The sequence below is a fragment of the Anaerobacillus sp. ABA4_114 genome (assembly GCF_056159065.1).
The window spans coordinates 1,612,347-1,636,809 of record NZ_JBSWUM010000001.1 but is presented as its reverse complement, the minus strand read 5'-3'; the positions used below and the strand labels follow the sequence as shown (position 1 = coordinate 1,636,809).

Below are 24,463 nucleotides of genomic sequence, written 5' to 3'. Positions count from 1 at the left end.
AGATTCGGTTCGGGTTCGTCACTCTATGAAGTGAACGTTTCCTGTAAAGCTGGAACGATTTGTTTCTTTCTAGAAACGACACCTTCGAGAACTGCTAGTCTGTTGATCAGTTCTACATCAAATGCTTTCTCAACGTTTTCAGCATCCTTACCTAGTGCTAAGACGGTTGAGTTGTTGTTTAAGATGTCCGTTACAACAAGTACGAATAGATCAAGGTTTTTCTCTTCTATTGTCTTATTGATTTCTTCTTCAACAGTATCCTGACGAGATAGTACATCAAGCGGATCTACAACGTTGACCTGAGCAACCTCAACTTTAGATGATCCCATACCAAATTCCTTGGCATCTAGGCTGATTAGCTCAGACGGAGTCTTGCTACTCATATCTGCTCCTGCTTTCAGCATTTCAAGTCCGTATGTTTCTGCGTCCACACCTGCAATCTCTGCTAATTCACGTGCGGCTGCAATATCTTCTTCTGTACACGTCGGAGATTTAAAAAGTAACGAATCAGAAATGATTGCGGACAACATCAAGCCAGCTATCGGCTTATCGATCTGTACGTTATTTTCTTTATAAAGCTTCTTTAGAATCGTAGCTGTACAGCCTACAGGCTCAGCTCTATAGTAAACAGGATCAGCTGTTTCAAAGTTTGCGATTCGATGATGGTCGATGACTTCAAGAACGCGTACCTTTTCAATATCCTCTACACTTTGCTGGCGTTCGTTATGGTCAACGAGGATGACATGATTCGTTTCGTTCGCAACCGTTTGGACCATTCTTGGTGCTTCAACATTGAATTTATCTAATGCATATTGTGTTTCAGCATTAACAGCTCCAAGGCGAACAGGTTCAACATCCTTGCCGAGCTTTCTCTTCAAATCTGCATAAACGAGCGCAGATGTAATCGTGTCTGTATCTGGGTTTTTATGTCCAAAAATCAATACTTTTTCCATTGTTCGACTCCTTTAATAAGAGAATTTATGTACACATTACATATTGTAAAGATGTAGACTCCTAAACTCAACATCAATTTCATATTTAGAATACCTTGATTAGACTACCATTAAACATACTTCAATAAAAGCAATCATCCTTTCTATCTTTTTTTATCTCACCGTCCTCAAAAAAAGACTGTCGATAGATCTCGACAGTCTGTTCCTTATAAGCTTCTCGTTTATAAACTTTGCAACGCCTCTTTAATAGAAGTATCTCCAGATGTTAAATCAAACGCACGTTTCTTTAAGTTTGGGTTCGTTAATGCCTCAACAACTACTCGCGCAACGTCTTCACGAGGCACAGATCCTCGTTCAAGTTGTTCTCCAACCGCTACATTGCCAGTTCCATTTTCATTCAGAAGCCCACCCGGTCTTACAATCGTATAAGATAAGGAACTTGCTTCTAACGCTTTGTCTGCATAATGCTTTGCTGCATAATATGGGAGAAGAGCGTCGTTCCAGTTTTCACGATTATTAGCTTGGAACGCACTTACCATCACGTAGCGTTCGATACCGTTTCGCTCTGCAGCTTCAACCGATTTGACAGCTCCGTCCAGGTCTACTAACAGCGTTTTATCAGCACCTGTTTTTCCGCCAGATCCCGCAGTAAAAATGACCGCATCCGTTCCACTCATCGCTTTTTCGATTTCATCAACTGAATCTTCTAAGCTCGCTACGACTGCTTCTACACCTTTATCCGCTAGAGTTTCCGCCTGTTCTTCTTTACGAACCATCGCTTTCACCGTGTGTTCTTCACTACTATGAAGTAAATCCACAACTTTTTGACCGATTTGACCATTAGCTCCGATAACTAGTACGTGCATTGTGATGCTCCTTTCACGTTTAATATGGACATTATTCCATATTTATGAATGAGCTTCAATTAACCTGCTTTTCTATTTGATAGAGAAGAAATACTCGAATCTTTCCCTTTCATCGAAACGACAGAACTAACGAGAGCGAGAATGATGAACATCCCTCCAACCGTCGCATTCATTTCAACTGTGCCCTTTTCGATCACGAAAGCACCGACAGTTGAGCCAAGTGCGATACCTAGATGCAATGCAGAGTTATTTAAACTTTGCTGTATATCAGATGATTCTGGCGCAATTTCAATCAAATAACTTTGTTGTGCTGGCGTAATCCCCCAGCTAAGCATGCTCCAAACGACCATTACAACTAGGAATAACGGAAAGGCAAACGTTGTATATGGAATAAGGAACATCGAAACTCCAAAAACAACGATAACAGAGATTATAGTTGGCTTTGTTCCGAATCGATCAGAAGCGACACCACCTAATCCCCCTCCTGCTACAGCAGCGACTCCAAAGATCAAATATACAATGCTCACCCATGTTCCTGATAACCCGAGTGAGGATTTCAAAAACGGAGTTAAATATCCATAAAGTGTAAGGTGTCCTGTTAAAAATAGAAATGAGGTCAACTGTGCTGAAAAGACCTTGCTATTCTTTAGAGTCAGCAATTGCTTTCTCATCGGAATCGCGGGCTTCGGTTGAATACTCTCCATGAAAAAGTGAACGCCTGCAATTGACAAAATCGTTAATACGATGATGAGTACAAATGGTGCCTTCCAACCGAAAGCATTTCCTAGCATAAGACCTATCGGTACTCCAAGAACAAGTGACGCACTTATTCCCATAAACACGACGCCGATCGCGCGAGCTCGGTATTTACTTTCTACGATGTTTGATGCGATCGTGACGCAAAGCACAACGAGAAGTGATCCACTAGCTGCTGATATCACCCTCGCCGCCATTAGAACTGCGAAAGTATTGCTGAGAACGGCCAAAGCATTCCCAAGCAAAAATACGATTAGCGAGAGTATCGTAAGTTTCTTTCGCTCTACTTTTGCTGTCAAGGATAATAAAATGGGTGCAGCGAGTGCAAATACGATTGAAAATACGCTGATCAATAGACCTGTCTTCCCTAGACTAGCACCTAAATCTTCCGCTACAAGATCAAGAATACCTCCGATAATCAGTTCTACCATCCCGACAACGAACGAAACGATTGTCAGTAAATATACTTTTTTATTCATTATAATCCGCCTTTTCTCATTAAGTTACCACTAAAAGGGTAACTCCCATTCAACAAAAAGGCAATAGTTAATTTCAGGAACGTTAGTTGTTATGCTAAGATGTAGGAAAGTGCGAAAAGCAAGGAGAGCATAGTGATGTTGCAGCAGTTTGGATTCACACAGTATGAAAGTCAAATTTATGAAGCGTTGATTACGACAGAGGAAGCGCTTGACGCATCTGCGATCGTAAAACAATCTGGCGTCCCTCGCTCGAAAGTATATGAAGTCCTTTATAAAATGGGAGAAAAAGGAATGGTTTTGGAATCAACAGTTGAAAAAAAGAGATTATATAGACCACTTCCGCTAAACTCAGCCATCGAAAAATTACAACGTGATTTTAATCGAAATATCGACCAATTAAAATCGTATGAAGCTAGGAAAAAACCTTTGGATGACCGCGTTTGGAGTCTTAAAGATAACCAATCGATTGACTCACTTGTAGCTGACCTTCTAAAACAGGCAACCTCTTCGATCGTCTATTCTGGTTGGTCAGACGATCTCTCACAGCACATTTCAACTATTGAAGAAAAGCAAATGAATGGAATTTCAGTTGAACTTCATTCGATCGGGGAGCTCGATACAAAAATAGATACGATCACAACTTTGATACCTGATGTTCAACATGAAGCGCTGCAGCGAAGCCGCATCCTCATTGTTGATAATAAGGAACTCGTATTTGCTGGTTACGAAGAAACAGGCTGGCAAGCGATTCATACGAGCTCTCGTCCCCTAGTGACGTTCTTTACTGAGTTCTTCTATCATGATGTAGCTTTGACTGAAATCACTCGCAAATTCGGAGCATTAATGATGGAGGATGAGGATATTAAAAACGTCCTGTTAAAATTACGATACTGAGGAAATGAAAAAAAAGCATGCCGCACCAGGCATGCTTTTCTCTCCTTCATCACTCTATGCTTTTACTTCTAGTGTCTTCTCTATTTCTTCTCTTAAAATAGCCATTCCCTCTGGACTCAATATGATGTTTCCATTGCCAAAGTACTTATTCTCATTTAAGACTTCTCCAGTAATCATACACGCCATCTCCGGTTGGTACTTTTTTAAAACAATTCGATCTTCACTCGTAAAGATCTCCATTGGGTCTTTCACCTGGATATCAAGTGTGCGGCGCAGTTCTTTTGGAATGACGATACGGCCCAGTTCATCAATTTTTCTAACGACACCTGTGCTCTTCATGCTTATCACTCCTTCTTTTTAGCGAACGAAAACGTTCTTTATTTAATTTTAATAGTTTACTTGTCTACTAGCAAGCAAAAATGCTAATTTTTTTATAATTTTCCAAAATTATTCTAATTGCTTCTAACTATTGATACCCGCTTAGATCAAAAAAAAACCGCCCGGTTAAACCGGACGGAAAAAAGGGGGAATTTTTAAGCTAGTTTATAGTTACCCCCTTATAATCAAAACTAAACCACTTTTTTAAAATTAATTTTTTCCCATTGAAAACCCCTCAAACAAGCGCCCTCCATACGGTGACATCTGATCATCTACGAACTTGATCACATCGCCCTTTCTTCCGGTTTTGAAATAATTATCAAAAACCTCTTCAAATTCACTAGCTAGCTCACTATCAAATTGTTTGAGCGCTCTCATAATCCATTTCGAAGAACCTGTCCAGTGGTTATTCATTCTAAGGATAAACTCATGCAGCTGCTCTAAGAGTGCTAGAGCGCAGCACAATTCTTCTCCCCTCTCTGTTGCACCAATAAAATCTTCTAGCACATCTGTCAAAAAATATCGCTTCAAACGAATTGTATCTTCATCCCAACTTTTAGGCCCCGCCTCTAAAATTCGCTTCGCTTCTTCTTTTAATTCTTTACAGCTTCCTTCATCAATCAGAATGATTCCTTCTGCAACCATTCGAGGCATCGAAGGTTTACCACGCTCACAGTCGCTATTATAAAAGGATTGATAGGTATTAAAATTATGTACGTATAATTCTACCGGCCACTTTTTGTAATATAAGTTTTCCCTGTAAGAATTCGTAACCGATGGATCGAAAACAACAAGATCAAGATCTGACGTTTTCGTACCTTCTCCTCTAACAATACTTCCAGCTAAAAGTGCTACATTACAGTGAGGAAAGTGACTCTTTACAAGTTCCTTCGCATCACGTTTGGCAAGCTCTAATCGTTTCATGGTCTTCCCCTCGGCTTTTTATTTTATTTTACATTGAGAAGACGAAGAATCATACCTTCCACATTGATTAACATTTTGATACACTCTTATAGTACAAGATGAAGAAGAGTTGAATACACGTTTGGTCGTAAGCACAGACTTACTATACAAATGTTATTAACAGGAGGCACTATGCTAACTTTTGAAGAAAAGCTACACATTATAGAATCTACTTTCCCTGAATTAACGCGTAAAGATGTATCGATGGGAAGAGTTAACTTTCATTTTGAAGAAAGTGTTATGGATAAAAAGAACGTCGTCTATCATCTGCACCCGAATGGGAACGGATTTGTCTATGGCGAGCTACTTGAAGAGTACCCAGTAGACGATAGAGGAATGGTGAACATTCGTGACTTCTCAAGTAATGATCTTCGAAAAATAATCGGAGAAGCGATTCACTCTCTTTCTGTTTTGCCAGGAGAAGATATTGAAGAAGAAATCTGGATGAACGAAGAAGATCAAACGCTGCACCTCGCGTATGAGCCTGAGCTAGAGCTTTGGAATGTGTATGCCGGTGACATGCTTGATGGCACTTTCCCTTCTTATAACGAAGCGATCCAGTACCTTGATGAAGAAGGCTTCATCCGTCAATAAAAATACCCCCAGCAACCTTTTGTTGCTGGGGGTATTTTCTATCTGAAGCGATTCAGATAAAATAACATTAACGATAGTATAACAAGAAGGAATGAGTGTTCTAGCGTATGAGCGTTTTTCTCTTGAATTAGCAGGGATTGCAGGTTGATGTGAAGAAGCGAATGTTAATCGTACTTTTGCTCTTCGGTGTTTTAACCATACTTGTTCACAGGCTTGATTTGTTGTCAATTTTGTTTTAGAAAACAGGATTACATAGAGGCTTTTGTCTCGAATCAACACAAATCTTTTATTCTCCACAATGCGCCCCCTTAAATTACCAATCGGGGCGAATAATGTAAGTTGATAAGATAAAATGTTATAATATTCTTACTACTACATCCACCTTATTCTCAACACCCGTATCAATAAGAGATCAAAGATTAAGCTCAAAATCGATTCAGGGGGTATTAGATGAGAAAAATACAACAAACGACAATTAATTCTGTTGTAAAATACGGACAAACAAAACTACCAAAGTCCGCCAATACAGAATGTCCAGAGTGCGGAAACACCGCTTCTTTTCATTTGAAATTCGATTACCAGATCAACCAAACGGTCTTTTCAACCTTTTCAAGATGTTCGGTATGTAAAGAATCCATACTCTTTGTATTGATTAAAACGTCTACAAGCGATCAAGGTGAAGAAGTAGAGCTCTTTGTTCACCAAACTTCTTTCACTAGAGAACCTCTTGGAAGATTGGTTGGCACTGCGAGGCTGCCAGATGACCTCGAGCGGGTCTATCGTTCAGCAGTTAACGTACATAATATGAAAGACTGGACTGCTACAGCCGTTATGGCAAACCGCGTTTTAGAGAGCATCACTAGAAGCTTTTTAGCTGAAAATGAACTTTCTCAACCTCTATCAAAACAGCTCGAAAGCCTGGCCAAACAAGTTGATCTTGAAGAGCCAATCGTACGGCTCGGGCAGCTGTTAGGAAAAGGAAGTAACCTCCACAACCTTTTATGCCTTGAAAATTCTGCAAGTGAAGAAACAGCTAATTTAATTATTGATTTATTGGACTCATTGATTGAATTTCTTTATATATTGCCTCAAAAAATTGTAAACCTACAAAAGCAGATCGAAGAATAAACAAAACCAGGCCGTCATTTTGACAGGCCTGGTTGTTTCGTTATTCTACTGCTTCTTCTTTTCGAAATGAAGGATAATTGATGGTAATTGCCACAATACCAGCGACCGCTGTAAGAATTGGATAGATTGAATATGGTATGAGTGCTAAAGGCGAGATCGAAGCTAGTCCAGCCGCTGCTAACAACTGTGCGCCGTATGGCAGCATGCCCTGAACACTTCCAGAAAATATATCAAGAATACTTGCGGACTTTCGAGCATCAACTTGATACTCTTCTGATATGTTCTTCGCGAGTGGTCCACCCATTATGATTGATATCGTGTTATTTGCCGTTGATAAGTCTAAAACCGTAGCGAGCCCAGCGATACCAAACTCTGCCCCTCTTCTCGATCTCACTCGATGAAGAATTTTATCGAGAACGTACTGAACGCCTCCATTATATCGGATAACCTCGATCATCCCACCAATAATCAATGCGATCATGGCGAGATCTTCCATCCCTTTGATGCCATCCGTTACCGTAGAAACGAGCCCACTTAAACCAAACGTCCCGTTAAATAAGCCCACAGCACCTGCGAACAATGTCCCACTAACGAGTACGATCAGTACATTCACGCCTGCAATCGCTGCGATCAATACGCCAAGGTATGGGAGTACTGTGATAAAATCAAATGATTTACCTCCACTTACTGTCGCGCTTTCCCCTACCGTTAAGAATCCATATATAATGGCAGTAATAATTGCAGCCGGTAAAACGATGAAAAAGTTCACTTTGAACTTATCTTTCATTTTCGTGTTTTGCGTCCGAACAGCTGCAATCGTCGTATCCGAAATCATCGAGAGGTTATCTCCAAACATCGCTCCTCCGATGACCGCTGACAATGTCAAAGCTACAGGAATCCCTGATTGCTCTGCAATTCCAATTCCAATCGGAGCCAGTGCTACGATCGTTCCCATCGACGTCCCCATCGATATCGAAATAAAGCATCCGATTAAAAATAAACCAACAACGAGAAGGCTTGCTGGTAATATTGAGATGCCGAGATTCACAATCGAATCTACTGCACCTATCTTCTTGGCTGTTTCAGCGAATGCTCCCGCTAATAAAAAAACAAGAATCATTAAGATGATATTGGAGTTCCCTGCTCCTCTACAAAACACCTCGACCTTTGTCATGAAGCTTTCTTTCCTATTCATCGCAAGTGCAACGCCTGCAGCGATCAGTGAAGCAAGCACAACAGGCATGCTATAAAAATCTTTTGTTACAACTGCCGTTCCAATAAAAAGTAAAATAAATATACCGAGTGGAAGCAGCGCAAAGCCGTTCCCTTTTATGTCTTTGTCCATGATGTTTCTCCTTGTTCGTAAAGTTTGTAGCAATCAAAAAAGCCCACTTCAAGAGAAGAGGGCTTTCACTCTTATCTCTCAAGATCTCTCTTGCTGGAAGCAGCACCTTTCTGACATATCAGAGGTTGCTGAAGCTTCTCAGGGCCAGTTCCCTCCACTTCTCTTGATAAGAACTATTCGATTTAGTGTTATGAAGTTTATCACGCATTATTCTTTTTCGTCAAGAAAAAAGTCGAATCGTGTCGCTCTTCGACTTATGCCTGAATAAATTTCTGAATGTCTCTTAAAATCGAACGAGGCTGCTCTTCCGGAAGAAGATGACCCGTCTTTTCGTATACGATCAGCTCTGAATTCGGCAGATCTTCTGCCAACCGCTTTCCAATTTGAAGCGGTACAACTCGATCATGCTCCCCCCATATCAGTAAACTCGGCGTATGAATTCTTCTCAATTCTTCTTGTGATAAATCCCCTTCACGATCTCGAATCATTCGTACGAGAGAACGGAAAATCCCTTCATGAAAGAAAGGCTGAACATACCCATCCACCATCTCTTCATCGATTAAATTCGGATCGTAAACGCAGTTCACCAAATTCCCTTTTGCTCCTTTTCGCGAAAGCCAGCGCTTTAAATACATTGAGAAAAAGGGCAAATAAGAGGAATACACTAAACTCTGCCTCGCTTTTTCAAGGTAGCCTGAACTACTGAGCAAAATGTTTTTCTTAACTAGGTCTTCATCGATACTTGCGGCTCTTAATGCCACTTGCCCTCCCATCGAATGACCGATCATAACGGTTTCGTCAATACTTAGCCGCTCGAGTAGTTCGATCACGACTTCCGCAAAGTTTTGATAAGAATGAACAAACCGACTCGATTTTTCACTTCTTCCAAACGGCGGGAGATCCACGGCTACAATCGTGTAATGCTTTGAAAGCAAGGGAATCAACCGTCGATAACTAAAAGTCGAAGATAAAAACCCATGCAGTAATGTTAGTACAGGACGGTCGGACGTCACTTCGTTCTCATGATATTCATAGTGAATATCGATTCCTTTTATGTTTTCCTTATAATGTTTGAGACTCTCTACAGATAGCATCTGACAGTTCACTCCGTATACTAGTTTGTACGTATTTTACCCCTTTTCGCTGAGGAAAAACGTCTTCAGTTGTGGAGAGTGTTACCATCTTAGTCGCCTTCACCGATATGCACGAGGCTTGCAAACGGAATGTTCTGCCTCTTCTCATCTAGGTCAACAATTCGCAATTCTTTATTGAGCTGGTCGATATAATGAACATATCCTGTCAACACATTCTTCGTACCGTTCTTGAAGTAGTGAAATGTAAGCGGCTGGTGAAAGGCCATCGCTTCGCAAATGGTGTCGTTCATCTCCTCCATCTTCTGCTCATCAAGCTCAGGCTGTTCTCTTCTCCGATCTTCTTCTTTCCATTCTCTTAACTCTTTAACATGCTCTGGTAACATCATCGATGTCCATTTGATATTTCCTCGGTCACGAATCATCTTATCAACCCCTTTCTATGCTTTGTGACCTCCGACAAGCTTACTTCGATGCAATGCTGTACCGGCTTTCGTATAGGAAACAGCGCGAAGCAGAGAATCGGATCCGTATTTCTCCCGTATCGAATCCATTACGTATCCAAGGTCTCGTTGCTTCGGCCGTTTCATATTGAAAAGGTCGAGCTGCACTTCCTCGTCATCACAAATATTTGAAAGAGCGATTGAAATTTTCCGAACCGTTTGCCCTCTATAAAATTCCTGAAAAAGCTGCAAGCACACGTTATAGATTTCAAGTGTGATGGAAGTGGGGCTATCGATGCTTTTCGACCTGTGAAAACCACCGCCTCCTTCGTCTTTACTATAGCCGATCCCGAGGCTGATCGTACGCCCCGCTTTCCCGGCTCTCCTCGCACGCCTCGCTACTTCTTCACTCATTTCCAAAATAACGTGTTTGATTTCTTTTTGTTCGTGATAATCCCGCAGTAGAATCTGACTTTTACCAAAGCTAATCTGTCCCTGCATAATCGGAGCTCCAATGTCGGAAAGGTCTACTCCCCATGCATGGTGATAGAGCTGATTACCCATCACTCCGAATTTTTGTTCAAGAAGATGTAGCGGGTATTTTGCGAGCTGCTCAACATTCATAATTCCCATCCGATTTAAAGTGCGCTCGAGACGCGGACCGATCCCCCACATCTTACTTAGAGGCGAAATGGACCAGAGCTTCTCAGGAATATCCTCATACGTCCATTCAGCAACGCCATACTTCTTGGCCTCTAAATCCAGACAAAGCTTCGCCATCAGCATATTAGGACCTATACCGATCGCACATGGTAAACCGAACGTTTCACTGATTTCTTTCCTGATTTTATTAGCCGTCTCAAAGCGTCCTCCCCAAAGACGCTCAGTCCCGTCGATTTGAAGAAAAGATTCATCCACGCTGTACGTATGGATACACTCTTTTGGAACATACCGATGAAATAACCTTGTGATCTCCATCGATTGCTTCAAATAGGATGACATTCTTGCATTCACGATATGAATACGGGGATCATCAGGAATTTCAAAAAGCCTGTTTCCTGTTCGGATATTAAAATCTTCTTTTAGTGCAGGCGAGGCCGCTAAAACAACACTACCCTGACGCTCCGTATCTCCCACGACAGCAAGATGACACGTTAAGGGATCGAGCCCCATCTCGACCGCAGAACAGCTCGCATAAAAACTTTTCATATCAACACACAAAATGGTTTTCTTTTTTAACGTTGAATAATCCACCTTCACCACTCCTTTCAAATAATCGAAAATAAGAACACTAGTTCTGTATATCTATACCCGTATTTTACCCGAATATACGTTCGTATATCAATAAGTACTTTCTTCCAACCAAAAGATGTAGAGGTGACCAACCCAAGAGAATTAGCGATTTCTCCCGATTCGCATCATCCCTGCCTAACATCAAGGACTGATACATTAGTCCTAAAAGCTATATTGCCTAGGTCTATAGATTCACAACCAATTAACTTAAAGTAGGTAATATTATCAAAATTATCTAATTTATTTGAATATTTAGTTTTATATGCTATGGTTTTCTCATCTGATAAAAGGAGGATTCAAATGAGAAAGAAAAAACTTTTAGCATTAGGATTATCTGCAGGGCTTGTAGGAAGCATGCTTGCACCACCCTCATCGTTAGCAACTAACGTACATAACAAAAAAGAAACACCATCGTTTGTATCAGGCCAGTTAACAAAGGCCTCCGCAAAAAATCCAAACGAGGTGTTGTTCGATTACTTAAACGAAAACAAAGATTACTACAATTTCAGCGGAAAGACCGCCGAGCAATCCTTTGAAATTTTATCGCGTGAGAAAGATGATCTCGGGTTTACCGTATTTCGCCTCCAACAGTTACATGAGGGGACGCCAGTTTACGGCTCTACCCAAACGGTTCACGTAAATAAAGATGGCGTATTAACAGCTGTCTCAGGGCAAGTCATTTCAGATCTAGAATCAAAGAAAGAACTAAAGAAAGCAGCTAAATTTAAAAAGCAGGATGCAATTAAAAAAGCGGAGGAAGCTCTTGGTTTCACGCCTGATTACGAACAAAAACCAGAGTCAGACCTTGTCGTATATCCACAGGGGCATACTGCTAGTTACGCCTATCATGTAACACTTAACTTCCTATCCCCTGAGCCAGGAAATTGGAATTATCTTATCGATGCTGTGACAGGAGAAGTGCTAACAAGCTTCAACGCGATTCACGAAGCCAAAAAACAAGGTGTCGGCAAACCGGGCGGCGGTGGTGATATCACTGGCACGACAACAACCGGGACAGGCACTGGAGTCCTTGGTGATACGAAGTCATTCAACACACTCCTCTCTTCATCAACCTATTACTTAAAAGATACGACGAGAGGTGGAGGCGTCTTTACCTATGATGCATCGAATCGAACAAAACTACCTGGGTCCCTTTGGTCAGATTCAGATAATCAGTACCATGCGAGCTATGATGCCGCTGCAGTAGATGCACATTACTACGCAGGAGCAACGTATGATTATTTCAAACAAGTCTTTAATAGAGACAGTTATGATGGTAACGGCGCACCGCTAAAATCGACTGTACACTACGGCAGAAACTACAATAACGCTTTTTGGAATGGTAGTCAGATGGTTTATGGAGAGGGTGACGGCTCTACATTCGTTTCTCTATCAGGCGGAGAGGACGTCGTGGCGCACGAACTAACTCACGCGGTTACGGACACTACTGCCGATTTGATCTATCAAAATGAGTCTGGAGCTTTGAACGAATCGATGTCTGATGTATTCGGAACGCTTGTTGAATTTCATGATAACAATAACCCCGATTGGCTAATCGGAGAAGATATTTATACCCCTGGGACATCTGGTGATGCGCTTCGATCTATGGCAGATCCTACTCAATTCGGAGATCCAGCTCATTACTCAGAACGCTATACGGGGACACAGGATAATGGTGGTGTACACATCAACAGCGGAATCATGAACAAAGCCGCTTACCTACTGAGCGAAGGTGGAACATTTTATGGCGTGACCGTATCAGGTATCGGTAAGGACAAGCTCGGTGACATCTATTACCGCACGTTAACGCAATATTTAACAGCTTCTTCCGACTTCAGTCATATGCGTTCTTCAGCAGTACAAGCTGCTACAGATTTGTACGGTGCAAGTAGTTCAGAAGTACAATCCGTTAAACAAGCATTCGACGCTGTCGGCGTACAGTAAGGCATTTTCAGGTAGCTTTTCTTAAAGCTACCTGTTTTCATGTTTTAGTAAAGAGATAGCGGGAATGGTTACGTTAAATTATTTGCAAGGAGGATAACACATGCAGCTATTCAAGGAAGACGCTTTAAATAACCAACATATCTTGATCACTGGAGCTACCGGTGGAATTGGATATGTGACAGCGAAAGTAGCGGTACAAACAGGTGCAGCCGTAACGATTACAGGACGCAACGAAAAAAAACTTTCAGAATTACAAAAAGAATGCGAGGAACTAGTGGAGAGCGCAAACGTCACGAGTATTGTTGCTGACCTAACGAACGCAGAAGATCGCTCGCATCTTATCAAGAAAGCTGCAAAGGAAAACGGACCGATCACTGGACTCGTAAATTCAGCAGGTATTGGTGGTGGAGATACGCTAGATCACTTACAGGAAGAAGATTTACGTAACGTGATGGAGCTGAACTACACTGCTACAGTGCTTCTTACGCAGCTCGTTTATAACCACATGCGTAACGAGGGTAAAAAAGGTGGAATCGTGAACCTCTCTTCACTTTCAGGATTAAGAGGTACATACGGAAACACAGCATACAGCGCATCAAAATTCGCAATAACTGGATTCACACAATCATTCGCCCACGAAGCGATCAAGCACGGCATTCGCGTTAACGCCGTATGCCCTGGATTTGTCGACACCGAAATGGGAAGAAATGCAATAGAAGCTAAAGGAAAGCGGGAAGGTAAAAGTTACGAAGAAGAATTACAAGCGGTAGAAGAAGGATTACCTTCTGGACGAATCACGCAGCCAGAAGAAGTAGCAAACAGCATCATCTACCTCTTATCGCGCGCATCCGAAAACATTATTGGAGAGTCATTAAAGATCTCTGGTGGTAGTGTGATGAGATAAAACAAAACAAGGAAGCATCAAAAGGATTGATGCTTCCTTGTTTATTTCTGATTAAAAAATCGTCCGCCCACTTTTTCAATTAGACCAGGGGCTGCGTGATAAATCTTCGCTCCGGCATTCATCCACCCAGGAAGGTTCACTTCTCGTTTGCCTTTTTCAATAGCTGATAAGATCTCACCCGAAACCTTTTCAGGAGTCAGCATCATTTTTTCTACGTTCTTTGTATAATTGCCACTGCTGTCAGCCACTTCAAAGAAATTAGTCTTAATCGGCCCAGGATTGACGGTCATTACGTTGATTCCATAAGGCTTCATCTCTAACCTTAAGCTATTTGAAAACCCAAGGACCGCATGCTTTGTAGCGGAGTAAGCAGCTGATTTAGGTGTCGCGATTTTTCCAGCTTGTGAAGCAACATTGATGACTAGGCCTTTTTTCGCTTCTACCATGCCTGGTAAAACATTCGCGCAAAATCTCATCAATCCTATGACGTTCACATCGAACATCGTCTCGATTTCTTTCATATCGGCATCGACGAAATTGTCAAACTTACCGAAGCCAGCGTTATTGATCAGAATGTCAATCGGAGGCATTTCTTTTAATAATCGAGGAAGGAGTTGATCAACTCTCTCCCCATCTCCAACATCCATCGGCCATACGGCAGGAGGATAGCCACCTTCCGATTCAATTTGCTCTTTCAACCTAAGCAACGTTTCTTCGGTTCGCGCGACGAGGATAAGTCTTGCGCCTTCTTTAGCTAAATCCAGAGCTAACTGGCGGCCTATTCCACTTGAAGCCCCGGTTATAAGTATAACTTTGTTCTTAATATTCTTCATGACTCTCTCCTAACGATTATTGATGTCTATAGAGATCGACTTCTCCACTTTTAACTTGAGTTATCATCCCTTCAGATTGTAAGTAATCTAACTGACCGATGGTCTCAGAAAGAGTAAGACCAATCTGCTTCTTATAAATACCTGGAAACAGCTTTTGACAAACTTGAAAAGCGGTTAGCGGCTCTTGTTTTAATAACGCTCCAACTTTCTTGGCTCGTTCTTCCTGCTGTCGCAGACGATCCTTGATTAACACCTCGACATCTTCAATCGGATCACCGTGGCCTGTATAAACAAAAGACGGTGCTAATTCTAGCGTTTTGTAATACGATTCGCGCTGTTGCAGCAGTGGCTTCGGACGATTTGGCTGCCCGTTGTACGGAGGCTCCAGTATAGGATTCGATGAGATATTCTTAATGAGGTGATCCCCTGCTATCATCGTTCCAGTCTGTTCATGGAGAAGAGAAATATGACTCTGTGCATGACCAGGAGTTTCGATTACCTTCCATCCCTTGCAGCCAGGAACCTCATCGCCTTCAGTAAGATGGACATCACACGTAGCCCGATCTGTAAAGGAGAGATATTCTTTTACATCATGGACATGATGTAAAAAACGATCATGGACGCCCGCACTTTGATAGATGCCTCTCATAAACATCTCGTGCTCTTGCAAAAAGCTATCTTTCATTTCAAGCCAACGATCATTTTTCCAGTGACCAAGCACGTTCTTACCCATCTCTCTCATCAATCCCGCTAACCCGATATGATCAGGGTGATGATGTGTTAAAATCACTTGATCAACGTCTTCCAAAGAAAACCCATGGTCCTTCAGCTGCGATACAAGGACTTCTTTCGCTCGTGATGTTCTGGGACCTGTATCAACCAGTGTTACCGCATCACCCTTGATTAAAAAACAATTCACAGGCCCGACTAAAAATGGCGTCGGTACTGTGAAGGAGAGTATTTCATCTGCCATCGTCGCATTCATCGCTCCACCGCCTATCCTTGATTTCCTAACTCCATTCTACTCTTCATCCTACTTTTTGTCATTATATCAGTATAATTAAGTCAGAAAATTATAAAAACTCATTGACAATTTTTTTAATTCGTAGCATACTATGTAAAACTAAACGACCTTTAGCTACGAACGGGAATAGTAGAAGTAAAAGCATAGTTCAGAGAGAGGAATCCACGGGCTGAAAGATTCCTTACTACCTGCAAACTTTGAACCTACCCATGAGCTAGCTGTGGAAACACGGCCGTCCCCCCACGTTATAGGGGTTTTGAGGATATCTTAGATATCAAATGAAGGTGGTACCACGGATTACGCCCATTCGTCCTTTAACTATAGGATGAGTGGGCGTTTTAAATTGAAAGGAGAGGAAAGGGTATCATGAACTCGCTGCACATAGGTTTTCTCGGAGCCGGATCGATGGCCGAATCGATGATCGAAGGTATGATTGCAAAAACATTCATTACGCCAGAGCAAATCATACTGCTAAACCGCATCGATATCAAAAGACTTGAAGATTTACAAGTCAAATATAACGTTGAGACGACGCAGGACTATGAAAAAATCGTAACGAAGTCGGACGTTATCATTCTGGCTATGAAACCAAAAGATGCCGAGAATGCACTTATGAGCTTAAAGCCTTATGTTACGGAAAATCACCTGATCATATCTGTTATTGCCGGGATTACAACAACCTATATTGAAGCGTGCATTGGACCGAACATACCAGTGATAAGAGCGATGCCAAATACATCTGCAGCAATCGGCCTTTCTGCTACAGCTATTTCATCTGGACACTATAGCAACACTGAACAGGAGAGTTTTGCTGCGAGTCTATTCGAAACGATCGGCACCATCGTTCATGTGTCAGAAGATCAACTAGACACGGTGACAGGTTTATCTGGAAGCGGCCCTGCATATTTTTACTACATGGTCGAATGTATGGAGAGAGCAGCGAACCTGAATGGATTAGATAAAGAAACCGCTCGTGACTTAATTATCCAAACGATGACAGGTGCTGCAATGATGTTGAGCCAAACGAAGCAATCCCCTTCTCTTCTTAGGGAGAAAGTGACCAGCCCTGGTGGAACTACTCATGCCGGACTGTCGATTTTAAAAAACTATAAGTTCGACGAAGCCGTTCTAGAAAGCATCACAGGTGCTAGAAAACGTTCAGAAGAACTCGGTCACTCACTCATTAAAGAAAAGAGAGTGTAAGCACGACTGCCATGTTATATCGTTCTTTTTTGAAGTTCTAAGAAATAATTACTTAACGTCTCTAATGCCTCTTTACTATCTGTACCGACAGCGATAACAACTAGTGATCCTCTGTAACCATTCAAAGCACTCATGCTCAATAAGCTCTTAACATTTAAAGTGGTATTAGAGATTTCAACAACGATGTAGCTTGAAAAAAGGTTTGCAGTCTTTACCACATGCATCAAAAAGGCTGTCGTTATCTTTTCAGTTAATAGAAAGGTTTGTTGAGACTTCAATTAGCCACCTCCTAATAAAAATCTGTACAACCGTTTGCACACTTTTATTCTCCCACCTTTATGACTGTTTCTCAAGGTGCATGACACCTTTTCTGACACACTCTTTCAAACCAACTCATACAATATGTTAGATATTCTAACACCCTTCTAACGAATCGTTGTCGTGTATGCTATACTAAATAGAAGATTATTAGTTTGATAGATGAATTTTATAGTATATGAAACCATTACACCAATATGAACGAGAGCGTGGGAGTGAATAATAATGTCTTACAAAGAGAAAAAAGTTCTTCCGATCGGATCAGTCAGTGAATTAACAGGTTTATCACTCCGCAAAATCCGGTATTACGAAGAAAGAGGATTAATTCTTCCTGAACGATCAGGCGGAGGCACGAGAAAGTTTTCATTTAACGATGTGGAAAAACTCATGGACATCGCAAACCAAATTGAAGATGGCATGCAAACGTTCGAAATAAAGAAAATGTACAAAAAAGATAAGCAAAAGGATAAAGGTAAGATTAGAGATGAGATGATTCGCGGACAGCTTAACGCTGCGTTTAAAATGTCTAAATAAGTTCATTTAAGTAGTCGTGTCATTTCTTTTAATATTGTCCGTTTAATCTATACGTTACAGGGTATAGAACGAGTAGATGCAAAACGTACAAGAAGGGAGATTTCATAGTGAGTTTTCATTTCACAATTGACACGACGAAGACGATTGATAAAGCAGTGGAGGATTTAAGTGCTTCATTACAAGAAGAAAGTTTCGGGGTGCTTTGGGACTTTGATTTAACTTCAAAGCTCCAGGAAAAAGGAATGGAATTCAATACACCTTTTCGCGTATTAGAGGTATGTAACCCGAAGGAAGCTGATCGTGTTCTTAAAGAAAATAAAACCGTAGGGTATTTTCTTCCATGTAAAATCGTCGTTTATGAAGATAATGGCTTAACAAAAATAGGCATGCCGAAACCAACCACCTTGCTCGATCTAACTGAAGATGATCGACTTAAAGGCATCGGTCTAGACATTGAAGACCGATTGATCTCTTGTATCGAAAACAGTAAATAGCTAATAGAAATGACTCCCTACCAAGGGAGTCATTTTTCATGTGCTTCTTCATCCGGGTGATGCTGGTATTTATTCAAGCTCACCTTATTATTCTCAGAAAACGTTATTCCTTCGTCTTCTAAAGCTACTCGTTGTATGAACACGCCTTCTTCTTCACGTAAACCGATTTCCCCTTTTGCATTGATCACTCGATGCCATGGTAACCCATGCTTCTTACTCATAGAATGTAGGATCCGAACGACTTGTCTTGCACCTCTCGGACTCCCCGCTATCCTGGCGATTTGACCGTATGTCATCACACGTCCTCGCGGAATTTCTTTTATAATGCGAACTGCGTTTTCAGTAAACCTTTCCACAAAGCTCCCTCACTTTAACCTAACGATTTCTTCTCCATCATAACAAATATCTCTTCATTTCACCGCTCTCCCACTCACCTGCGAATAAAATGCACAAGTTAACTAAAACTAAAACGGCACAAGTTCTCGTAAAGGAGTTAAAGTTGATGAACAAACGGTTAATCGATTGGCCTACGTTTTTCGGAGCGCTATTCTTGTTGTTACTAGTAACTGTTCCACTCGTTCTTTTTCCTGAAGCTGGTAAAGTGGTCGTTGATAAAGCAAATACATTTATGACGACAAGGTTTGGTGTCCTCTATTTACTTGTTGGACTCGGAATATTTTTATTCTTGATATATGTTGCATTTAGTGAGAATGGCCGGGTACGACTCGGAGACGAAGGTGAACGCCCGGAATTTAATAACTTTTCATGGGCGGGGATGCTTTTTTGTGCAGGTATAGGTTCGAGTATTCTTTACTGGGCAACGATTGAATGGGCTTATTACTTTCAAGGGCCACCATTTGGACTTGAACCAGGTACGAAGGACGCCATACTGTGGGCTAGTACATACGGTATCTTTCACTGGGGACCGATCGCATGGGCAATCTATACATTACCAGCTCTACCCATCGCGTATTTCTATTACGTTAGAAAAAAGCCTGTCCTTAAAATAAGCGAGGCGACGAGACCTTTAATCGGAAATCTTGCTGACGGACCTTTAGGTACAATCATCGATGTATTATTCATGTTTGGACTACTAGGTGGTGCGGGAACTACTCTCGCTCTTGGGACGCCGATGATTGCTGAAGGAATCAATATGTTGACAGGACTCCCTGTAAACATGGTCTTAAAGACAATGATACTCGTTCTCGTCACTTTAATCTTTGCAATAAGCGCCTATTCTGGCCTTAGAAAAGGAATAAAGGTTCTTTCTGACTTGAACCTCGTTTTAGCCATATTCCTATTGCTATTCGTATTGATCTTCGGACCAACACGATTTCTCGTTGAGACAACAACGAATAGTATCGGTCTCTTGATGGATAACTTCTTTCATATGAGCACGTGGACAGAGCCGTATAATACTCTTGGTCCATATGAAAAGACCGGTTTCCCTGAAAGCTGGACAGTGTTTTACTGGGCATGGTGGCTCGTTTACGCTCCGTTTGTTGGGCTTTTCGTAGCAAAGATCTCTAGAGGACGTTCAATTAAACAGATGATTCTTGGTACGATTTCATACGGAACTTTCGGAAGCTTGTTGTTTTTCGGTATCCTTGGAAACTATGGGCTTCACATGCAACTTACAGGTAAATTCGATGTGATCAGCGTATTGAACGATGAAGGAGCACCAAGAGCAATTCTAGAAACAATCGGACAGCTCCCATTACCGTGGCTGATGATCTTTGTATTTACGGTGCTAGCGATTATCTTTCTTGCGACAACATTTGATTCGAGTTCCTATATTCTCGCTTCGGTAGTACAAAAAGAAGTGGAAGATGAGCCGATACGTTGGAACAGACTATTCTGGGCATTCGCATTATGTTTGATGCCACTCACGTTAATGTTCATAGGCGGCCTCGGTACACTTCAAACCGCAAGTATCGTTGGAGGGTTTCCACTACTCTTTATCATGATTATGCTCGGCTGGTCATTTATGAGAGCATCTTCTCAAGACATTAGAGCTTCTGAGCACTATGAGCCAAAAGTGTATTCATTAAACTACAAAAAAATATTACAAACGCTAAGAAGAAAAAAGAAAGACAGAAAGCAAAAAGGACCTGTGGACGCTCATTTCGAGGAAGAAGATCACAACAAGGATGAACAGGATTAAGCGAAATATAAGAGATTTAAGAAAAAACATGATTGACACTCCATCTTGTTCATGATAAAAATTGTATAACCAACTACACATGAAATTGCTTTGAAGGAAACTTAGTAGCCTCCCTTTCCCTGGAAAAGAGAGCCGATGGTCGCTGCGAATCGGTGCATAAAGGAACGGTGAATTTCATTTCTGGAGCTTCTTTTGCTTTGGCAAAAGACGGTGAAGATCGTTAAACATACAAAGTGGTGAGATCTTTCTCACAACCAGGGTGGTACCGCGATATTCAATCGTCCCTACGGATTCCGTAGGGACGATTTTTTATTGCAGCGAGTCTTTACCCATGAATGAAAGGAGAAAAGTATGAGTCAGAAAGAACAATGGTCATCAAGACTGAGCTTTATTTTAGCTGCTGCAGGATCCGCAATCGGCCTCGGCGCAATTTGGAAATTCCCTTATACAGCTGGACAAAACGGAGGAGGCGCATTTTTCCTCATCTTTATTTTATTTACTTTAATACTAGGACTACCTCTTCTTCTTGCTGAGTTCTCGATTGGTCGAACCGCTCAAAGCAATGCGGTAGATTCCTACAAGACGATCGCCCCTCAGTCAAAATGGTATCGCGTCGGTATTCTAGGTATGGTTACTTCGTTTATTTTGCTTTCTTTCTATAGCGTTGTTGGCGGATGGATCATCGTTTATCTCTATAAGGCGATAACCGGGCAAATGTATGGACTATCCTCTGATGAATACATGCAGATTTTTGGATCAACGATCGCAAATCCACTTATCAGTGTTGGTGTCCAGCTCCTCTTTATTTTGATGACGATATTCGTCGTTTCAAGAGGAGTAGAGAAAGGGATTGAAAAGGCAAGCAAAATCATGATGCCAGCACTTTTCATTCTTTTTATCATTTTAGTGCTAAGAGCTGTCACACTCGATGGAGCAATGGAAGGCATACAATTTTTACTACAGCCTGACTTCACGAAAGTAACGTCTCAAACCATCCTAGAAGCAATGGGACAATCGTTCTTTACACTGAGCGTCGGCGTCTCTGTTATGGTGACGTACAGCTCTTATTTACCAAAAACTCAAAGTTTACCACGTTCAGCGATGTCGATCGTGTCTTTGAATATTCTTATCGTGCTACTAGCCGGGCTCGCAATTTTCCCAGCAGTCTTTTCGTTTGGACTTGAACCAGGTGCTGGCCCCGTACTGTTGTTCAATGTATTACCGACTGTCTTCAGTCAACTGCCGTTCGGCATGCTGTTTTTCATTGCGTTTTTAGTACTTTTCTTATTTGCAGCACTGACATCTGCATTTTCAATGCTTGAAATTATCGTATCTGTTATTTCAAAAGGAGATTTAGAAAAGCGTAAAAAATGGGCGTGGATCATCGGTCTTGCTATCTTTGTTGTAGGAGTTCCTTCCGCCCTCTCATACGGTGTACTAGGAGATGTAACGCTATTTGGAAAAACCATTTTTGACCTTGCTGATTATACAGTCAGCAACATCTTACTCCCTCTAGGCTCATTATTGATCGCAATTTTCGTTCCACTAAAAATGAAAAAGACGGATTTATATGAGGAGCTTAAACGTGGAGGAGGACTTAAAAAAGGACTGTTCGAAACGTGGTATTACCTTATCCGTTTCGGTGCGCCACTCTTAATCCTTGCCGTTATGCTTGATGCATTAGGACTTATTTAACAAACAACCCCTCACCACGTTGGTGAGGGGTTGTTAATTTCACTCTTCCTCTTCAGCATTACTTTCAGGGGCTGAAGGCTTAGGCTTATCTTTCAAATCAAAATATGCGTCAAAAAGTTGTCTTCCGATACGTGTATTCACATGATTACCATCATCGTTCATGTTCGGAACGATGACAGAGATGGCGATCTCAGGATTATCGTATGGCGCAAAACCAACAAATGAGAGATTATAGCGATCATCCTTCACCTGTGCAGTCCCAGTTTTCCCCGCATGTGAATAACTTGTACCACTAAATTCATTTCTTGCCGTTCCTCTGTTCCCATTCGTTACAAGCCGTAAGCCATTTCGGACTCTATCGATATCGCTGTTGCTCATCTGTATGGTGTTTAACACATTCGTATCGAACTGCTCAACAACAATGTTTGAAAGTCCACTCACGTTTGATGGCTCATGAACTTCTTTTAGAAAGTGTGGCTGAATTCGGTTTCCACCATTGGCGATTGTGGAAATGTATTGAGCCATTTGCAAAGGCGTATACGTATCGAACTGTCCAATCATCAAGTCCATAAGTTTACCAAGAACATTATATCCACCGTTGATTCCAGACGTTTCGATCGGCATATCGATTCCTGTTTTCTTTCCAAGCCCAAACTGATTAAAGTTGTACCTGACCGTGTCATAAGCATTGGGATTCCATGGAATTCCACCCGTATTTGGCTGATAGTCGTATCCTGCGATCATCATCGCGATCCGGAACATGTACACGTTAGAAGAGCGTTCGAGTGCGGTTAAATCGTTAACGTATCCCATGTTCGTGTAAGAAGCTTTTGTTGGTGTCATAGGGATTTGGATGGGTGTATCGTATAGAACCGTTCCATGACCGATAACTCCAGTCTCATACCCCGTTAAAACAGATGCACCTTTGACAGCAGACCCCATTTCGTACGCTTCTGAAAGCGTGCCATAGGAATACTCGATATAGTCATTTTCACTCGAGTCGTATTTCGTTCCACCAAATGCTAAGATGTCGCCTGTCATCGGGTCCATCGCTATGGCATAAGCGCGATCAGCGCTAGGATTGCCACTCGCTCTCGCCCCTCGTAGCTCGTTTGCAAGAATAGATTCAAGCTCCTTCTGCAAATCAATATCCACCGTTAGTACAAGATCGTTTCCTCGCTTACCAGGTGTTACGACCGGTTCGCCAATCGGTTTACCAGATTTGTCGGTAATATATTTTTTCTTTGCTTTTTGACCTTTTAATAATTCTTCATATTCTTTTTCAAGGTAACTGACCCCTACAAGATCGTTATGATCGTAACCTCTCATTTTATAGGTATCGATATTTTCTTGAGGAATCTGCCCAAGGTTTCCGAACATCGTTTCAAGGGTGTTGCCATAAGGATAAATACGCTCCGCGTCCGCTTGAATGTCTACACCTGGAAGGATATCTAGATTCTCACTCACAGTCGCGATTTCTTCCCGAGTCAGACCCTTTTTTATCGATTGAGAAGACAGCGCATAGCCTGTGTCCATCTCACGTTTAATCGCAGCAACCTTCATTTCTTCTGGATCTTCGGTTATTTCCTTCAAATCTTTCTCATCGATGCGATCAATTTGTAGCTGGTAGGCGTCTTTTGGTTGGAGCTCGCCCCATTCCTTGTCAGAGAGCTTTGCCTTCGCTTTGTCAGGTTGCGTTAAAATCCAGTAGTCTTTCAGGTCTCGTTCCGTAACGTTGTCCGTTTCTACTTCAATAAAGTTCGCTAGCTTTCTGGCTACCTCTAACCTTTCGTTCGATTTGGTATTCTGAGTACGAATATATGTAAGGGTAAATGTAGGTTCATTATCTACAAGGACTCTACCATAACGATCAAACATCTTCCCTCTTGGCGCAGATGATTTCGCCGTCACGTTCTCTGTTTGTTCCGTCAGTCGCTCAAAATCTTCACCCTGTACGATTTGAATGACACCTAACCGCAACACAAGAGCAGAAAACAAAAGAAAAACACAGAGGAATAGTATATTTAATCGAAAAGGCACATGTGTCTTTTTTATGTTTTTCTTTATCAATTCGTGCCTCTCCCTTCAATATTTTCCTTATCTTCCCAATCATTTTAACACATCATATTGTCATGTTGTTCTACAGAGTTTGAATTATTTAAATTTT

General features: G+C 41.6%; 24 protein-coding genes, 1 riboswitch and 2 other annotated features. Of the genes, 10 read left to right on the top strand and 14 right to left on the bottom strand.

From position 1 onward, the window contains the following. Nucleotides 1–23: 23 nt before the first annotated feature. The 3 genes from ACXAEY_RS08175 to ACXAEY_RS08165 all read right to left on the bottom strand — a co-directional run bounded on the left by ACXAEY_RS08175 (nucleotide 24) and on the right by ACXAEY_RS08165 (nucleotide 3,054). The gene (locus tag ACXAEY_RS08175; RefSeq protein ID WP_474811260.1) at nucleotides 24–953 is read right to left on the bottom strand and encodes a manganese-dependent inorganic pyrophosphatase; all 930 of its coding nucleotides are present in this window, start codon (nucleotides 951–953) and stop codon (nucleotides 24–26) included. Nucleotides 954–1,174: 221 nt separating this feature from the next. After that, nucleotides 1,175–1,819, bottom strand: coding sequence for an SDR family oxidoreductase (locus tag ACXAEY_RS08170; RefSeq protein WP_270179167.1), 645 nt, complete (start codon nucleotides 1,817–1,819; stop codon nucleotides 1,175–1,177). A 59-nt stretch (nucleotides 1,820–1,878) separates the two neighbouring features. Further along, nucleotides 1,879–3,054: an MFS transporter gene (locus tag ACXAEY_RS08165; protein ID WP_474811258.1), complete on the bottom strand. Its 1,176-nt coding sequence runs from the start codon at nucleotides 3,052–3,054 to the stop codon at nucleotides 1,879–1,881. A 135-nt stretch (nucleotides 3,055–3,189) separates the two neighbouring features. Between ACXAEY_RS08165 and ACXAEY_RS08160 the strand changes: the two genes are divergently transcribed. Next, nucleotides 3,190–3,948 carry a TrmB family transcriptional regulator gene (locus tag ACXAEY_RS08160; RefSeq protein ID WP_270179169.1) on the top strand — a complete coding sequence of 253 codons (759 nt, stop codon included), beginning with the start codon at nucleotides 3,190–3,192 and terminating at the stop codon, nucleotides 3,946–3,948. 54 nt (nucleotides 3,949–4,002) lie between these two features. Here ACXAEY_RS08160 and ACXAEY_RS08155 read toward each other — a convergent pair whose 3' ends face one another. Both ACXAEY_RS08155 and ACXAEY_RS08150 read right to left on the bottom strand, forming a co-directional pair. After that, entirely contained in the window at nucleotides 4,003–4,287 is a 285-nt protein-coding gene (locus ACXAEY_RS08155) for an AbrB/MazE/SpoVT family DNA-binding domain-containing protein (protein WP_270179170.1), read from the bottom strand. A 249-nt stretch (nucleotides 4,288–4,536) separates the two neighbouring features. Then, nucleotides 4,537–5,250 (bottom strand): nucleotidyltransferase domain-containing protein, encoded by a 714-nt coding sequence (locus ACXAEY_RS08150; RefSeq protein ID WP_474811255.1) that lies wholly within the window; start codon nucleotides 5,248–5,250, stop codon nucleotides 4,537–4,539. Nucleotides 5,251–5,421: 171 nt separating this feature from the next. Here ACXAEY_RS08150 and ACXAEY_RS08145 point away from each other — a divergent pair, with 171 nt between their 5' ends. Both ACXAEY_RS08145 and ACXAEY_RS08140 read left to right on the top strand, forming a co-directional pair. Next, on the top strand, nucleotides 5,422–5,883 hold the full coding sequence (locus ACXAEY_RS08145; RefSeq protein ID WP_270179172.1) for a hypothetical protein: 462 nt from the start codon (nucleotides 5,422–5,424) through the stop codon (nucleotides 5,881–5,883). A 450-nt stretch (nucleotides 5,884–6,333) separates the two neighbouring features. Beyond that, on the top strand, nucleotides 6,334–7,011 hold the full coding sequence (locus tag ACXAEY_RS08140) for a hypothetical protein (protein WP_270179174.1): 678 nt from the start codon (nucleotides 6,334–6,336) through the stop codon (nucleotides 7,009–7,011). 40 nt (nucleotides 7,012–7,051) lie between these two features. Here ACXAEY_RS08140 and ACXAEY_RS08135 read toward each other — a convergent pair whose 3' ends face one another. From ACXAEY_RS08135 to ACXAEY_RS08120, 4 genes are all read right to left on the bottom strand, one after another. Continuing rightward, the gene (locus ACXAEY_RS08135) at nucleotides 7,052–8,356 is read right to left on the bottom strand and encodes a Na+/H+ antiporter NhaC family protein (RefSeq protein ID WP_270179175.1); all 1,305 of its coding nucleotides are present in this window, start codon (nucleotides 8,354–8,356) and stop codon (nucleotides 7,052–7,054) included. A gap of 68 nt (nucleotides 8,357–8,424) precedes the next feature. Beyond that, nucleotides 8,425–8,529, bottom strand: a riboswitch (SAM riboswitch). 81 nt (nucleotides 8,530–8,610) lie between these two features. After that, nucleotides 8,611–9,450: an alpha/beta fold hydrolase gene (locus ACXAEY_RS08130; RefSeq protein ID WP_270179176.1), complete on the bottom strand. Its 840-nt coding sequence runs from the start codon at nucleotides 9,448–9,450 to the stop codon at nucleotides 8,611–8,613. An 89-nt stretch (nucleotides 9,451–9,539) separates the two neighbouring features. Further along, the gene (locus ACXAEY_RS08125; RefSeq protein WP_270179177.1) at nucleotides 9,540–9,872 is read right to left on the bottom strand and encodes a YolD-like family protein; all 333 of its coding nucleotides are present in this window, start codon (nucleotides 9,870–9,872) and stop codon (nucleotides 9,540–9,542) included. Between the two features lie 15 nt (nucleotides 9,873–9,887). Beyond that, entirely contained in the window at nucleotides 9,888–11,099 is a 1,212-nt protein-coding gene (locus tag ACXAEY_RS08120) for a Y-family DNA polymerase (RefSeq protein WP_474814766.1), read from the bottom strand. 384 nt (nucleotides 11,100–11,483) lie between these two features. Between ACXAEY_RS08120 and ACXAEY_RS08115 the strand changes: the two genes are divergently transcribed. Both ACXAEY_RS08115 and ACXAEY_RS08110 read left to right on the top strand, forming a co-directional pair. Next, a complete protein-coding gene (locus ACXAEY_RS08115) occupies nucleotides 11,484–13,127 on the top strand; it encodes a M4 family metallopeptidase (RefSeq protein WP_474811251.1) in 1,644 nt (547 codons plus the stop codon). Nucleotides 13,128–13,227: 100 nt separating this feature from the next. After that, complete coding sequence (locus ACXAEY_RS08110) at nucleotides 13,228–14,031, top strand: SDR family NAD(P)-dependent oxidoreductase (protein ID WP_474811249.1); 804 nt, start codon at nucleotides 13,228–13,230, stop codon at nucleotides 14,029–14,031. A 41-nt stretch (nucleotides 14,032–14,072) separates the two neighbouring features. Here the strand turns inward: ACXAEY_RS08110 and ACXAEY_RS08105 are convergent, their stop codons facing one another. Both ACXAEY_RS08105 and ACXAEY_RS08100 read right to left on the bottom strand, forming a co-directional pair. Then, nucleotides 14,073–14,864: an SDR family NAD(P)-dependent oxidoreductase gene (locus ACXAEY_RS08105; protein ID WP_474811247.1), complete on the bottom strand. Its 792-nt coding sequence runs from the start codon at nucleotides 14,862–14,864 to the stop codon at nucleotides 14,073–14,075. Between the two features lie 16 nt (nucleotides 14,865–14,880). Continuing rightward, nucleotides 14,881–15,849, bottom strand: coding sequence for an MBL fold metallo-hydrolase (locus ACXAEY_RS08100; RefSeq protein WP_474811245.1), 969 nt, complete (start codon nucleotides 15,847–15,849; stop codon nucleotides 14,881–14,883). A 146-nt stretch (nucleotides 15,850–15,995) separates the two neighbouring features. Next, nucleotides 15,996–16,206, top strand: a binding site (T-box leader). Nucleotides 16,207–16,254: 48 nt separating this feature from the next. Between ACXAEY_RS08100 and proC the strand changes: the two genes are divergently transcribed. Next, nucleotides 16,255–17,091: a pyrroline-5-carboxylate reductase gene (gene proC, locus ACXAEY_RS08095; protein WP_474811243.1), complete on the top strand. Its 837-nt coding sequence runs from the start codon at nucleotides 16,255–16,257 to the stop codon at nucleotides 17,089–17,091. A 14-nt stretch (nucleotides 17,092–17,105) separates the two neighbouring features. Here the strand turns inward: proC and ACXAEY_RS08090 are convergent, their stop codons facing one another. Continuing rightward, the gene (locus tag ACXAEY_RS08090) at nucleotides 17,106–17,369 is read right to left on the bottom strand and encodes an HPr family phosphocarrier protein (RefSeq protein WP_270179182.1); all 264 of its coding nucleotides are present in this window, start codon (nucleotides 17,367–17,369) and stop codon (nucleotides 17,106–17,108) included. A gap of 265 nt (nucleotides 17,370–17,634) precedes the next feature. On the opposite strand from ACXAEY_RS08090, the gene ACXAEY_RS08085 reads away from it, so the two are divergent. Together ACXAEY_RS08085 and ACXAEY_RS08080 are read left to right on the top strand one after the other, a co-directional pair. Then, nucleotides 17,635–17,943, top strand: coding sequence for a MerR family transcriptional regulator (locus ACXAEY_RS08085; protein ID WP_270179183.1), 309 nt, complete (start codon nucleotides 17,635–17,637; stop codon nucleotides 17,941–17,943). A gap of 107 nt (nucleotides 17,944–18,050) precedes the next feature. Continuing rightward, a complete protein-coding gene (locus tag ACXAEY_RS08080; protein ID WP_474811240.1) occupies nucleotides 18,051–18,437 on the top strand; it encodes a DUF302 domain-containing protein in 387 nt (128 codons plus the stop codon). Nucleotides 18,438–18,466: 29 nt separating this feature from the next. On the opposite strand, the gene ACXAEY_RS08075 is transcribed toward ACXAEY_RS08080, so the two are convergent. Then, nucleotides 18,467–18,793, bottom strand: a complete 327-nt coding sequence (locus tag ACXAEY_RS08075) for an MGMT family protein (protein WP_270179185.1) — start codon at nucleotides 18,791–18,793, stop codon at nucleotides 18,467–18,469. A gap of 146 nt (nucleotides 18,794–18,939) precedes the next feature. Between ACXAEY_RS08075 and ACXAEY_RS08070 the strand changes: the two genes are divergently transcribed. Together ACXAEY_RS08070 and ACXAEY_RS08065 are read left to right on the top strand one after the other, a co-directional pair. Further along, nucleotides 18,940–20,601 (top strand): BCCT family transporter, encoded by a 1,662-nt coding sequence (locus ACXAEY_RS08070; protein ID WP_270179186.1) that lies wholly within the window; start codon nucleotides 18,940–18,942, stop codon nucleotides 20,599–20,601. An 81-nt stretch (nucleotides 20,602–20,682) separates the two neighbouring features. After that, nucleotides 20,683–20,890: a binding site (T-box leader), on the top strand. Nucleotides 20,891–20,952: 62 nt separating this feature from the next. Then, the gene (locus tag ACXAEY_RS08065; RefSeq protein WP_270179187.1) at nucleotides 20,953–22,296 is read left to right on the top strand and encodes a sodium-dependent transporter; all 1,344 of its coding nucleotides are present in this window, start codon (nucleotides 20,953–20,955) and stop codon (nucleotides 22,294–22,296) included. 39 nt (nucleotides 22,297–22,335) lie between these two features. Here ACXAEY_RS08065 and ACXAEY_RS08060 read toward each other — a convergent pair whose 3' ends face one another. After that, entirely contained in the window at nucleotides 22,336–24,366 is a 2,031-nt protein-coding gene (locus ACXAEY_RS08060; protein WP_474811237.1) for a peptidoglycan D,D-transpeptidase FtsI family protein, read from the bottom strand. Nucleotides 24,367–24,463: the final 97 nt, after the last annotated feature.